This window comes from Stenotrophomonas sp. STK17_22 (assembly GCF_051983905.1).
GTDB lineage: Bacteria > Pseudomonadota > Gammaproteobacteria > Xanthomonadales > Xanthomonadaceae > Stenotrophomonas > Stenotrophomonas maltophilia_A.
In genome coordinates this window covers 2,996,223-3,009,383 of sequence record NZ_CP197010.1, presented here as the reverse complement: position 1 = coordinate 3,009,383, position 13,161 = coordinate 2,996,223, and the positions used below count along the sequence as shown (strand labels likewise).

Below are 13,161 nucleotides of genomic sequence, written 5' to 3'. Positions count from 1 at the left end.
GTACCGAACTGGGGACGCAGGCGTTGTCGACAAGGCGCCGCAGGTGCAACACGGCATCCTGCGACTGATCGTCGCGACATGTGCTGATTGCCGTATCTTGTGTTGACGGGCTGGAATATCCCCACTATGTTGTGTCCGTCACTCCCGGTCAGCCGCCGCCGCCGGACATGCAGCAAACGTCCCGCGGCCCGCCCCCTGAAGGCTTGCCGTGTCGACGCGGCCGCCATCGAGCGGACCCAGATCGCCCCCACGGCCCGGATACCGGCCGCAGGCGCAGGCTGTTGCCGACGATCTGGTGTTCCCGCGCTTTGGCATCCCACCCCGACCGCCCCGTGCGCCGGTATCGCGTGCAGGGCCGCCATGGCATCGACCGCCAACGCGCGTGCGAGCCTGGAGTTTCACCACCATGACCGACAGTACCTTCCGCGTGGCCGATCTGGCCGGCGCTGGCGACGCCTTGCGCGCCGGTGGCGAGCGCGTGCCGACCTGGATCACCAAGGAGGCCGGCAACCGTCGCCTGCCGTTCGAGGCCGAGCGCCTGCAGCGCAGCATCGACGCCGTGCATGCCGAGTTCCCGCAGCTGGATGTGAGCGACTACCGCCGTGTAGTGCAGTCGATGGTCGAACGCAAACCGAGCATCAGCGCCGATGACCTGGTCGATCTGCTGATCCGCGAGGCCGAATCGCGCGTGGACCTGGTCGCGCCGGAGTGGGAACAGTTTGCCGCGCGCATCTACCTGCGCCGCCTGTACAAGCGCGCCAGCCGCAACCGCTTCTACGACGTCGGCCTGAAGTACGGCTCCTACGTGGGCCTGCAGGAAAGCCTGGCCGATCGCGGCATCTACAGCAACGACATCCTGCGCTGCTACTCGAAGGAAGAACTGCAGCAGGCCGGCGAGATGATCGATCCGGAACGCGATCGCCTGTTCGCCTACAACGGCCTGTATCTGCTGGCCACGCGCTACCTGGCCAGCGACCGCAGCCGCGAAGTCTACGAACTGCCGCAGGAGCGCTGGCTGACCATTGCGCTGTACCTGATGCAGGAGGAAAAGCCGCGCGAGCGGCGCATGCAGCTGGTCGGAGAGGCGTACTGGGCGCTGTCCAACCTGTACATGACGGTGGCCACACCGACCCTGGCCAATGCCGGCAAGGTGGGCGGGCAGTTGTCGAGCTGCTTCATCGACACGGTGGACGACAGCCTGCAGGGCATCTATGACTCCAACACCGATATCGCCCGTGTGTCCAAGCACGGCGGTGGTGTTGGAGCCTATCTGGGCTATGTGCGCAGCAGCGGCGCGCCGATCCGTGGCGTGGCCAATTCCTCCGGCGGCGTGGTGCCGTGGATCAAGCAGCTCAACAACACAGCGGTGTCTGTTGATCAGCTCGGCCAGCGCAAGGGCGCGGTGGCGGTGTACCTGGACATCTGGCACCGCGATATCGAAGCCTTCATGGACCTGCGCCTCAACAACGGCGACCAGCGCCTGCGCGCGCACGATGTGTTCACTTCGGTCTGCGTGCCGGACCTGTTCATGGAAGCGGTCGAGCGTCGCGCCGACTGGTACCTGTTCGACCCGCACGAGGTGAAGCAGGCCAAGGGCTGGTACCTGCAGGACTTCTACGACGAGAAGCGTGGTTCGGGCAGCTTCCGTGACCGCTACGCCGAGCTGGTGGCCGATGAGCGCATCAGCCGCCGCACGGTGAAGGCCATCGATCTGTTCAAGCGGATCATGCTCAGCCAGCTGGAGACCGGCAACCCGTTCCTGTTCTACCGCGACGAGGTCAACCGCCGGAACCCGAACAAGCACGCGGGCATGATCTATTCCAGCAACCTGTGCACCGAGATCCTGCAGAACATGAGCCCGACGCGGATGATCCAGGAGATCGTCAGCGGCGACCAGATCGTGACTACGCGCCGCGCCGGTGACTTCGTGGTCTGCAACCTGTCCTCGATCAACCTCGGCCGTGCGATCAGTGCGCCGGATGACCTGTTGGCCACCGATGTGCTGGAGCGCCTGATCCCGATCCAGGTGCGCATGCTCGACAACGTGATCGATCTCAATGCGCTGCCGGTGCCGCAGGCCACCATCACCAACCGCAAATACCGCGCCATCGGCCTGGGCACCTTCGGCTGGCACCACCTGCTGGCGCAGCAGGCGATCCAGTGGGAATCACCGGATGCCGAAGAGCTGGCTGACCGCCTCTACGAGCGCATCAACTTCCTGACCATCCAGGCCAGCGCGCAGCTGGCGAAGGAAAAGGGCAGCTACCCGATGTTCACCGGCAGCGACTGGCACAACGGCCGCTACTTCAGTGACCGCGACTACAGCGGCGCGGCCTGGGACAGCCTGGCCCGCGAGGTCGCCACGCACGGCCTGCGCAACGGCTGGCTGCTGGCGGTGGCGCCGAACATGAGCACCGCGCAGATTGCCGGTTCCACCGCGTCGATCGACCCGATCTACAGCGCGTTCTACTACGAGGAGAAGAAGGACTTCCGGCGGCCGGTGGCCGCACCGGGGCTGTCGCTGGAAACCTGGCCGTACTACGAGAAGGGCGCCTACAAGGTCGACCAGTTCGCCAGCGTGCGCCAGAACGCGCGCCGCCAGCGCCACGTCGACCAGTCGATCAGCTTCAACCTGTACGTGCCAAGCACCATCCGCGCCAGCACGCTGCTGGAGCTGCACCTGAGCGCCTGGCGCGAAGGCCTGAAGACCACCTACTACGTGCGCTCCAACGACATCGACATCAGCGAATGCGAGTGGTGCTCCAGCTGACCGCCGGCGACCCACGGTAGTGCCGGCCGCTGGCCGGCAACACGATAGAAAGAGAACGAAGGCAGAAACCCATGGCAACCCCCCTCGACCGCATCAAGATCCTCGAACCGCGCCATCCCAACCGCAGCACCGGCATCATCAACGGCCGCACCAGCGGCATCCTCAACTGGAACGACATTCCGTACCCGTCGTTCTATCGGGCCTACAAGGAGCTGTCGACCAACTTCTGGATTCCCGATGAGGTCGACATGAAGCTCGATGCCCGCCAGTACGGCGAGCTCAATGCGCGCGAGAAGAACGCCTACGACTCCATCATCGGCCTGCTGGCCACGCTCGATTCGCCGCAGACGCGCTTCATCTACAACGTCGCCGAGTACATCACCGACCCGGCCGCGCACGCCAATGCGGCGATCATCGGCCAGCAGGAAGTGATCCACAACGAAAGCTACAGCTACGTGCTGGCCTCGATCACCGACCTGCCGAACCAGAACCGCATCTTCGAGATCGCCCGCACCCACCCGACCATCATCAAGCGCAACGCACCGATCATGGGCGCGTATGACGACTTCATGCGCGAGAAGACCGCCGAGACCCTGCTGAAGTCGCTGATCCAGTCCTCGATCCTGGAAGGCATCAACTTCTATTCCGGTTTCGCCTACTTCTACAACATGGTGCGGCAGAACCGCATGAACGGTACGGGCAAGATCATCAGCTTCATCAACCGTGACGAGCTGGCGCATACCAAGTTCATCAGCGAGCTGATCCGCGCCATCATCGGCGAGAACCCTGAGCTGCAGACCAACGAGCTGACCGCCTACGTGCACCAATCATTCGAACACGCGATCGAGCTGGAGACGCAGTGGTCGTCGGAGGTGCTGGACGGTATCGACGGCATCGACGTGGACGAGATGGTGCGCTACGTGAAGTACCGCGCCAACAAGATGGCCGGCATGCTCGGCATCGAGCGCCTGTACAGCGACACCACCGACAACGTGATGCCGTGGATCAAGGCCTACGCCGACAACTTCACCGAAACCAAGACCGACTTCTTCGAGATGCGCAATGCAAGTTACAAGAAGACCAACGTCGACAACGGCTTCGATGACCTCTGAGCCCAGCGAAGCGCTGAGCATCCTGCTGGTGGTGGCCTCGTTGAGTGGCAACACCCGCGAGCTCGGCCGGCAGATTGCCGAGCGTTGCCGCGCAGCGGGCCATGCGGTGCACTGGCAGGAGGCCGACGACCCGCGCCAGGCGCCGCCTCTGGCCGCCGATGAGGCCGACCTGGTGCTGCTGGGCTGCTGGACCGACAACGCCGGCCGCACGCCGGCGGAGATGAAGGCGTGGGTGGCCGGTATTACGGAGCGCGGCGAGCGGCCACGGCAGCTGGCGGTGTTCGGTACCGGCGAAACGCAGTGGGGGCAGGAGTACTACTGCGGCGCCGTGCACCGGCTGATCCGCTACTTCCGCAGCGACTACCCGCCGCTGGAGATCGAACAGATGCCGCATGGCGTTCGCCATGCCGCGGCCATCGAGGCCTGGACCGACGCGGTCCTGGCCCATTACTGGAGCAACACCGATGCAGATCATCGACGCCACCACGCCTGAGCAGTTCCAGCAGCTGCTGGCCGAACATCCGCGGGTGCTGGTGGATTTCCACAAGGACCAGTGCCCAGGGTGCCGGATGCTGGAGATGTCGCTGCACCGCGTGGCGACCAGCAGTGCAGGGCAGGGCATCACCCTGCTGCGCGTGCAGCTGGAAGTGCTGGGTGAAGCGTTCTTCAGGGGACTGGGGTTGCGGCAGACGCCGACGCTGTCCCTGTTCCGTGACGGCGACGAACGTACCCGCCTGGCCGGGTTCCAGTCGCCGCAGCAGATTGAGGCCGCCATTGCACTGCATCTGTAGAGTCGAGCCATGCTCGACTGCTATTCGCGCGGTGATGGAATGAGTCGAGCATGGCTCGACTCTACAAAGGCATCCACGCATGGCGTGGATCTACTGGCCGCTGAAGGTATCCACCAGCAGCTTCACGTTCAACGCCACGATCACCAGTGCGATCACCCAGGCGATGCTGCCCAGCCAGCGCGGGGCCACCAGCGCACCCATCGTCACTTTGTCGGTCACGATCCGCACCAGCGGGATGATCGCGAACGGCAACTGCATCGACAGCACCACCTGGCTCAGCACCAGCAGCTTTACCGCGCCCTGGTCGCCGAACACCATGATCACCACCACCACCGGAATGATCGCCAGCGCCCGCGTGATCAGCCGCCGCAGCCACGGCGGCAGACGCAGGTGCAGGAAGCCTTCCATCACGATCTGCCCGGCCAGCGTGGCGGTCACCGTCGAGTTCAGGCCCGAGGCCAGCAGCGCAATCGCAAACAGCGTCGCAGCGGCGCCCACGCCCAGCATCGGCGCCAGCAGCTGGTGCGCCTGCTCGATGTCTTCCACGTCGAAACGGCCATTGGCATGGAACACCGCCGCCGCCAGGATCAGGATGCTGGCGTTGATGAACAGTGCCAGGGTCAGTGCAAGGGTGCTGTCGGTCACTGCCCAGCGCAGCGCGCTGCGTCGGCCTTCATCGGTGCGCGGGTAGGCACGGGTCTGCACGATGGACGAGTGCAGATAGAGATTGTGCGGCATCACCGTGGCACCAATGATGCCGATGGCGATGTACAGCGCGTGCGGATCGGTCACCACCTGCGCGCGCGGGATGAACCCGCCCAGCACTTCCATCACCGGCGGTGCGGCCAGCGCGATCTGCACCACGAAGCAGCCGAAGATCACCATCAGCAATGCGATCACGAAGGCTTCCAGCGCACGGAAACCGCGGTTCATCAGCAGCAGCACCAGCAGCGTGTCCAGCGCGGTGATCACCGCGCCCCACAGCAACGGCAGGTCGAACAGCAGCTTCAGCGCGATCGCGGTGCCGATCACCTCGGCCAGGTCGCAGGCGATGATCGCCGCCTCGCACAGCGCCCACAACGCCAGGTTCACCGGCTTCGGGTAGCGGGCACGGCAGGCCTGGGCCAGGTCCATGCCGGTGGCGATGCCGAGCCGCGCAGACAGCGCCTGCAGGATCACCGCCATCAGGTTGGAGATGAGGATGACCGACAGCAGCAGGTAACCGAAGCGCGAACCACCGGCGAGGTCGGTGGCCCAGTTGCCCGGGTCCATGTAGCCGACCGAAATCATGTAGCCCGGGCCGAGGAAGGCCAGCAGGCGGAACCACCAGTGGCCCTTGTCGGGCACCGCCACCGAGGCGTTGAGCGCACCCAGGCTGGCCGGGGTGGAGGCCGAGGGGTCGCGGGATGCCAGGGTGTTCATGGCTCCGAATATAGCTCCTGCTATAGTCATTAGCAATGTGAAACAATCGTCTTTATCGCGTTACTGGTCCAGAATTCAGGTTCAACACCGGAACAACCGGAAGGACAGGCGCAGGCGTGGGCAAGACCGACGATTCGACATCGCTGAAAAGCACCCCCTTGATCGAGGCCGAGCGCCAGGTCGAGAGCTTCCGGCAAGTGCGCGAGGCGCACCGGATGGAGCTGGTGGAGGACTATGTCGAGCTGATCTCGGACCTGCTGGCCGACGGCGGCGAGGCCCGCCAGGTCGACATCGCCACCCGCCTGGGCGTGGCCCAGCCCACCGTGGCGAAGATGCTGCGGCGGCTGGCCCGTGATGGCTGGGTGGTGCAGCGGCCGTACCGCGGCGTGTTCCTGACCCCGGAAGGCGAGGCGCTGGCGCATGCCAGCCGCCAGCGCCATCAGACCGTGGAGCGTTTCCTGCTGGCGCTGGGCGTGGACCCGGATACCGCGCGGCGCGATGCCGAGGGTATCGAGCACCATGTAAGCGAGCAGACGCTGGCGCTGTTCGAAGCGTTCGTGCGCAAGGCCGAAGGCGGGGCGCTGTAACGGTAGCGCCGGGCCATGCCCGGCGGCTGTTCGCGCGGTGATGGAATGAGTCGAGCGTGGCTCGACTCTACAGATCGGGCGGACAATGGGCCTGCTGCTGCGCGCACGCCCGTTTCGTCCATTCCTTCAACACAGGCTGCAGGCCTTCATAGCGGCGCCCGTGCCAGCCATTGGCAAGTACATTCCCGTCTGCATCGATCAGCACCAGATTCGGCGGTGCCAGCCCGGCCAATGCCTGCAGTGCCGGCATGCGCGCGGCGCGGCGCGGGTCCAGCACCGGCCACGGCATGTCCTGCGCGTGCATGTAGCGGCGCAGCGCGGCCTCGCTCTCGTCCAGGCTGACGTACACCACTTCGGTATCGGCTCCGGCCTCGCGCAATGCGTCACGCATGCTGCGCAGTGTGGGTACGAAAGCATGGCAGGGCGCGCACCAGTCGGCGCCGAAGTACAACGCCACCAGTTTCGGTGGCGATGACCACTGCATCGGGCGCAGCGAGCGCTGTTCCGGCCGCATCAGCGAGGCCGAGACCTGCGCATGCAGGTCCGCAGCCATCGCCGGTGCGGCCAGCAGCACGGCACAGGTCAGCAACAACGCTCGTAGTGGATCAGAACGCATAGCGCAGGTTGACGTACCACGAGCGCGCGAAACGCGGCCCGTAGACATAGTCGCTGTCGCGCAGCGCGCCGACTTCCAGATCCTTCTGGCGCTGATCGAACACGTTCTTGACGCCCGCGGCCACCGACACTTCCTGCTGCGCCTGCGCGCCCAGGTGACGATGCCAGCGCGCACCCAGGTCGGTCACCAGGAATGAACGCGTGCGGTGCAGTTCGCCTAGCCGGTTGTTCAGCACCGACATCGGGCCGGTGTGGCGCAGCGCGACGAACGTCTCCCACGGCTCGGCGGGCATCCAGCTGAGCTGGGCCAGGCCGGTCCAGCGTGGGGTCTTCAGGTAGTCGCGGCTTTCGATCACGGTGTCGCCGCCGTCGCCGGTGTCGTCGAAGATGCGCTGTGGTTCGCGGAAGCGCGAGCGGTACCACGAGGCACCCGCGGTCAGGCGCCACTGCGGCGACGGCTGCCAGCCGAGGTTGGTTTCCGCGCCAAGCACATTGGAACCGGACGCGTTGTAGCGCAGCTGGCTGAGCTGGCCGTCATCGCCGCGCTGGATCTCGCCCAGTGCGAAGGTGTCGCGGATGCGCGCATACGAGGCGGTGGCATCCCAGCTCCACACCGGATTGGCCGGGTCCGAGCGCCAGTCGAAGCCGAACAGGGTGGTCAACGCGCGCTCTTCCTTCAGGCCGTCGGTGTTGCGCACGCGCACCTGTTCACCACCCAGCGTATCGACATGCACATCCTCGACGAAGATTTCCGGTGCACGGAAGCCGGTGGCAACGCCTGCCCGCCACTTCAGGTTGGGCGTGGCCTGCCAGGCCAGCGCGATGCGCGGCGAGAACACCGCGCTGTCCAGCTCCGAGCTCTTGTCCACGCGCGCACCCAGCACCAGGTCGACGTTGTCGCGCAGGCTCCACTCGTCCTGGATGAAGGCGCCGAGGTTGTGGAAGGTGGCATCTTCCAGCACCGCCAGCCGCTGGCCGTCACCGCTGCGGTTGTCGTCGCGCAGCGCCTCGTGCTTGTACTGCACGCCGAAGGCCAGCGCGTGCGCGCCCAGCCGCCAGTTCAACTGGCTGTCGATGTAGTGCAGCGGGTTGTGGGTGCGGCCGTACTGGCGCCACGAACGCGAGGCCGCGCTGCCGGCCACGTTGGGGTCCAGCTGCGACGGGTCATAGCCCGGCGCCGACGGATCGGTGACCACGTCGCCCAGGCCGCCATAGAAGCTGTCGCGGTCGATGTCGGCGAAGGCATAGGCCAGGCGGAAATCGACGTCGGCATTGATCTCCTGGTCCCACGACACGCTGCCGCGCCGGTACTTCGTATCCAGCGATTCGGCGATGTTGGCCAGGTATTCCGGCTGGTCCAGGCGGTTGCCTCCGCGGCGGGTTTCATCGGTCACCTGCAGGTCCAGGCGCAGGCGTGTGCCCGGCGTGGGGGCGTACCAGGCCTGCAGCCCGCCGACCTTGAGGTTCTTGCGGGTGATCTCGGTGTAGCCGTCGCCGTTGTAGTCGATGCCGCTGTTCCAGTTGCGCTGGGCGATCACTGACAGGCCCGCGTCTGCGTCCTTGGCGACCAGGTCCAGCCGCACGTCGGCGTTCTTCTGCGGCGTACCCTTCAAGACATCCACGCCGGCCTGCACATGGCCACCGCTGCGCGCCGGCAGCGGCGGGATCAGGTTGATCACTCCGGCCACCGCGCCCGGGCCGTACAGTGCCGAGCCGCCGCCCTTGACCACTTCGATGCGGTCGACGAAGCCTGCCGGGATCTGTTCCAGGCCGTACACGCTGCCCAGCGTGGACAGCAGCGGGATGCCATCGAACAACAGCTGGTTGTAGGCGCCGGGCAGGCCCAGCAGCTGTACTTCGCTGGTGTTGCAGTTCTGGCAGTTGCTTTCCACGCGCAGGCCATTGATCAGCTCTGCGGCGCGCGAGAAGTCGGTGGCCGCACGCAGCGCGATGTCTTCCTTGCGCAGCACCTCGGTGCGGATCGGCACGTCCGACAGCAGGCGTTCGCTGCGGGTGGCAGTGCTGACCTTGACCTGCACACGGTCCAGCTCGGTCGGCTTCGGTGTGGCTGCCAGCGCGGGCAACGGCAGGGTCAGGGCGATGGCGGCAGCCAGAGGCAGCCGGCGGGATAGGGGTCTGGAAACGGGCATGAGGGCGTCGTCCTTGGGAGAGGAAAGGCGGCGAGGGCGACCTGGCTGACGCATATGAAAGCAGAGGGTCATAGATATAGCAAATGCTATATAGATGAGTCCTGGCAATCATGAGGACGAGGGCTCAGGTCGGATCATCGCGGACGACAGTGTTATAACATTACATTGCGTCAGCAAAACCCTGCCGGATGTCATGCCCGGCAGGGTGCGATCGAAATCGAGGAACGCCGCCCCGGTCTGGCCCCCGGGGCGGCGAGGGGCTTACCAGGCGGCGCGCAGGCCCATCTGGGCACCGTGGTTGCGATAGCCGCTGTCGCCACGCTGCACACGCAGGTCACCCCATGCGCTCCAGCGCTGGCCCAGCTGCAGCTGGGCACCGGCCTGCACTTCGTAGCGGTTCTCCGGCGTCTTCGCGTTCAGCGACTCGCTGTTGAAGCGCATCGACGCGTCGCGCTGGCCACGCAGCCAGTTCGCCGCCAGGAACGGCTGCACGCGGTTGCCCTGCAGCGTGCCCTGGCCAAACAGGCGTACGCCGAGGCGGCTGTTGAGGCCGCCGCCGCGACCATCCTCGACCGTGGTGCCATTGTTTTCGACCAGGCTGTCGCCGTCGTAGTCGGTCCAGGTCAGCTGCGCCTGCGGCTGCAGGTACAGCGTGCTGGCCTCACTGCTGCGGATGGCCCAGGCATAACCGGCTTCCAGCGATGCGCTGCGGGTCCTGGAGTCGTAGCTCTCGCGGGCGATGCCTTCGCCCTGCACCTCGTTGTCGAAGCGTGCCGCCTGCAGCCAGCCGTCCACGTACAGGCCGGCACTGCTCTGTGCATCCTGCACCCAGCCCAGGTAGACACCGGCCGACTTGCCCTTGACCTTGCCGCGGGTGCCATAACCGCTCAGATTCGACACCGCCTGCGTGGTCGCCTCGCCGGTGCCGAGCATCACGCCGATCTGGCCACGGCCATCGCCCCAACGCCAGACATCGCTGCCCAGCTGCAGGGTGTTGATGTGGGTACGGGCGTCAACCTGGCCGGCCACGTTCGCCTGCAGCTGGTCACGCCCGGCGCGCACCCAGGTGCCGATGCGGGCGCGGTCGAAGCCGGGCTCGCCGCGGTCGTGGCGGCGCAGCTGGAACATCTGCACGGCCGCGGCCTGGTTGGCCAGGTACGCGCCCGGCTCCGGACGCAGCACGGGGACCGGATCGACGGGATTGACCGGATCCACCGGATCGACCGGATCGATCGGGTCAACAGGATCGACCGGATCCACCGGACCAGTGCCCTGGCACTCCGGCAGCGACGGATTGATATCGCACGGATTGCCGGTGTAGGCCGAGGTCAGGTACCAGTTGCCGTTGGTCGCGCCCGGAGTGCCCTTGCGCAGGAAATACTCGTACATGCCACCGATGGCGCGGCCCTGCATGGCGAAAGTTGCGGTGGAGGTGCCATCGACCTGCACCAGCGGAATGCCGTTGATGGTCTGCGCACCGGCGCCATTGATGTTGTTGACCACGATCCGGGTGCTGCCGCTTGCATCGCCGGTGACGTGCACCTTCGAAGTCGGCGCATCGTCGGCGGCCATCACCGTATTGAAGTGCAGCGTGCCGCCCTGGCCGACATAGTTGCCGTTGACGGTCAGCTGGCGGAACTCACCCGGCCCGAGCAGGATGTCGCTGCCTGCACCCAGAGTGAGATTACCCGTGTTGCTGTCGCCGGACAGCGTCCAGCGGCCGCCCTGGTCGACGATGACGTCGGCCGGGCCGAGGATACGGCCGGTGAGGTCGAGGCCGTCAAGGAAGCGCAGCGTGCCGGTGGCGGTATCGGCGATGGTGATATCGCCCTTGAGCGTGGAGGTGCGGGCGGTGACGTCAAATACTGAGCTAGCGCGCCCTTCGATCACGACATTATTGCTGCTGGAAAGCGTCGATCCGTTTTGGATTGCTACGCGGACAGGGTATCCCGTCGTGGTGCCGCCAATAAGAAGCGCCGGCCCGCTTGTTGCTGCAACATGTGAAGAATCGAGGAGCAGTCCCCAATCCTGCATGCCCGCCGAACCTGCGATTGCGCTGTTCGTGAGGCTGATGCCATAGGCACTTCCGACGACCTTTGTGTTGGCTTTCAGGTTGAGGATTGTGCCAAGGCTGCGAATCCCTTGCGCAAAAGTGCTTCCCTCCGAGTCCAGTCGGCCGCCGCCGCTGCCGGTGAAGGGCCCATTGAAGGTGCTGCCTGCCGTCGTAAGGTGTGGCCGAGTAAGTCCAGCATAGCCTGAGCCGACGAAGATTGAGAGGGTGAATTGGCCATTCACGGTCGAGTTGTGCAGCGTGCCAACACTATTGAGCAGCCGCATGCTGGAAATACTTGCGCCATTCGCAATGACCTGTGCGGGTTGACCTCCAGAATAGTTGGTGTCGATTCGGTTGGTCGTGGCTCCTTCCACAATCAGCGTGCCACCGTTTACGTCGTAGGGTTGAGGTAGTGAGCCTGCATTCACCACAAGAGTCTGGCCTGGATTGACGGTTGCTGCGCCGGCTGCACCAGAAGTGGCAATTAGCAATACTGTGGCGATAGCCCGAGCTAGATCGGATTGGTTCTTGGTGGAAGGAAACTTCGGCGTGAACTGCATCATGCGCATGGGTGTTTCTCCTTGAAGCTCATTGGGGTGGACCTGCATCCGCAGGACCGGAGGCGGCACTGTGCGGATCGGGTCTTGCCTGGGCCATGCAATTAATCTGAAACGACTGCAGCGATACTTGCCGGATTCAAACCCCGTTCAATAACTCACCAAACTGAATGGAGCGCGTGGTCTGAATAATTCAGCGTGCGTGAGAGCGCAGTGAATGGCGCGTGCAGGATGCTCAAGCTGCGCATCTGCAATCTAAATCCGTGACAGTGGCCACAGTTCATCGGCGCCGTGGCGCTGCGTGGCGGGGTTCATGGAGTCGGGTACGGCTCAAAGCCCTTTCCTCTGGAAAGGGATCCGACTCAGGGGCCTCGATCAGCCGCGGCGGAACGCGGCGGGGGTACGGGCGCCGACGATGATCATGCGGATCATCGTGGAGATCTGTTCGACCAGCTCCGGATCCTTCTCCGGTGGCAGGTCCATGGCGGTGGCACCCATCGCGAACACCAGCCGGGTGATGGCCTTGGCCACCAGTTCCGGGGCATGCAGTACGGCGCCATCCAGTGCGGCCAGGCGCACCAGATCGTGCTGCAGCTCTTCCTCGAAATAGTGCAGCTCGCGTTCGACCGCATGCTTGAAGTCGTCCGAGCCGACCGCGCCCTCGCGCAGCAGCACGTGCAGCAGTTTGTCGTCGGCGCGCAGCTGCTCCATGAAGGTCTCCACCGAGACCCGCACCACGCTGGTGGCGGTGGAGGTGGCGCGCTGCCGGGCCTCGCCGATGATGGTGCGCAGCGAGCGGCCGGCCGCATCGATCAGCGCCACGGCCAGTTCGTCCATGTCGCGGAACTGCCGGTAGAAGCTGTTCGGCGCGATGCCAGCCTCACGCGCCACTTCGCGCAGGCTGAGCGTGGACAGGCTGCGGTGCGGCCCGATCAGTTTCAGGGCAGCAGCCAGCAGATCCTCACGGCTCACCGTACGGCGGGCCGGGCTGTTGGCATCTTCGGGCGTCGACAAAGCGGTGGCGGCGGCCATGGGGGTTCCGGTGGGGCGAGGCTGAATCATACCCAATCCGGTTCAATATACACATGTATACACAGGTGTATG

General features: G+C 65.3%; 10 protein-coding genes. 5 read left to right on the top strand and 5 right to left on the bottom strand.

Annotation, left to right across the window (positions count from 1 at the left end; translation table 11 throughout):
• Nucleotides 1-406 precede the first annotated feature (406 nt).
• The 4 genes from ACSYS9_RS14005 (at nucleotide 407) to ACSYS9_RS13990 (ending at nucleotide 4,673) form a co-directional block, all read left to right on the top strand.
• The gene (locus ACSYS9_RS14005; RefSeq protein WP_071229075.1) at nucleotides 407-2,770 is read left to right on the top strand and encodes a ribonucleoside-diphosphate reductase subunit alpha; all 2,364 of its coding nucleotides are present in this window, start codon (nucleotides 407-409) and stop codon (nucleotides 2,768-2,770) included.
• Between the two features lie 71 nt (nucleotides 2,771-2,841).
• A complete protein-coding gene (locus tag ACSYS9_RS14000; protein ID WP_024957408.1) occupies nucleotides 2,842-3,882 on the top strand; it encodes a ribonucleotide-diphosphate reductase subunit beta in 1,041 nt (346 codons plus the stop codon).
• Nucleotides 3,872-4,375 carry a flavodoxin gene (locus tag ACSYS9_RS13995; RefSeq protein ID WP_081352344.1) on the top strand — a complete coding sequence of 168 codons (504 nt, stop codon included), beginning with the start codon at nucleotides 3,872-3,874 and terminating at the stop codon, nucleotides 4,373-4,375. The genes ACSYS9_RS14000 and ACSYS9_RS13995 overlap by 11 nt, the downstream gene beginning before the upstream one ends.
• Nucleotides 4,347-4,673: a thioredoxin family protein gene (locus tag ACSYS9_RS13990; RefSeq protein WP_032130003.1), complete on the top strand. Its 327-nt coding sequence runs from the start codon at nucleotides 4,347-4,349 to the stop codon at nucleotides 4,671-4,673. Before ACSYS9_RS13995 ends, ACSYS9_RS13990 begins: the two co-directional genes overlap by 29 nt.
• 90 nt (nucleotides 4,674-4,763) lie before the next feature.
• Here the strand turns inward: ACSYS9_RS13990 and ACSYS9_RS13985 are convergent, their stop codons facing one another.
• Nucleotides 4,764-6,095: an Nramp family divalent metal transporter gene (locus ACSYS9_RS13985; protein ID WP_071229074.1), complete on the bottom strand. Its 1,332-nt coding sequence runs from the start codon at nucleotides 6,093-6,095 to the stop codon at nucleotides 4,764-4,766.
• 116 nt (nucleotides 6,096-6,211) lie between these two features.
• On the opposite strand from ACSYS9_RS13985, the gene mntR reads away from it, so the two are divergent.
• Nucleotides 6,212-6,682, top strand: coding sequence for a manganese-binding transcriptional regulator MntR (gene mntR, locus ACSYS9_RS13980; protein WP_071229073.1), 471 nt, complete (start codon nucleotides 6,212-6,214; stop codon nucleotides 6,680-6,682).
• Between the two features lie 67 nt (nucleotides 6,683-6,749).
• Here the strand turns inward: mntR and ACSYS9_RS13975 are convergent, their stop codons facing one another.
• From ACSYS9_RS13975 to fabR, 4 genes are all read right to left on the bottom strand, one after another.
• Complete coding sequence (locus ACSYS9_RS13975; protein WP_440568047.1) at nucleotides 6,750-7,298, bottom strand: thioredoxin-like domain-containing protein; 549 nt, start codon at nucleotides 7,296-7,298, stop codon at nucleotides 6,750-6,752.
• Nucleotides 7,288-9,447 (bottom strand): TonB-dependent receptor plug domain-containing protein, encoded by a 2,160-nt coding sequence (locus ACSYS9_RS13970; RefSeq protein WP_071229071.1) that lies wholly within the window; start codon nucleotides 9,445-9,447, stop codon nucleotides 7,288-7,290. The genes ACSYS9_RS13975 and ACSYS9_RS13970 overlap by 11 nt, the downstream gene beginning before the upstream one ends.
• Nucleotides 9,448-9,708: 261 nt before the next feature.
• Nucleotides 9,709-11,337, bottom strand: coding sequence for an autotransporter family protein (locus ACSYS9_RS13965; RefSeq protein WP_256201506.1), 1,629 nt, complete (start codon nucleotides 11,335-11,337; stop codon nucleotides 9,709-9,711).
• 1,095 nt (nucleotides 11,338-12,432) lie between these two features.
• Nucleotides 12,433-13,089 (bottom strand): HTH-type transcriptional repressor FabR, encoded by a 657-nt coding sequence (gene fabR / locus ACSYS9_RS13960; protein ID WP_005409961.1) that lies wholly within the window; start codon nucleotides 13,087-13,089, stop codon nucleotides 12,433-12,435.
• Between the last annotated feature and the right edge of the window lie 72 nt (nucleotides 13,090-13,161).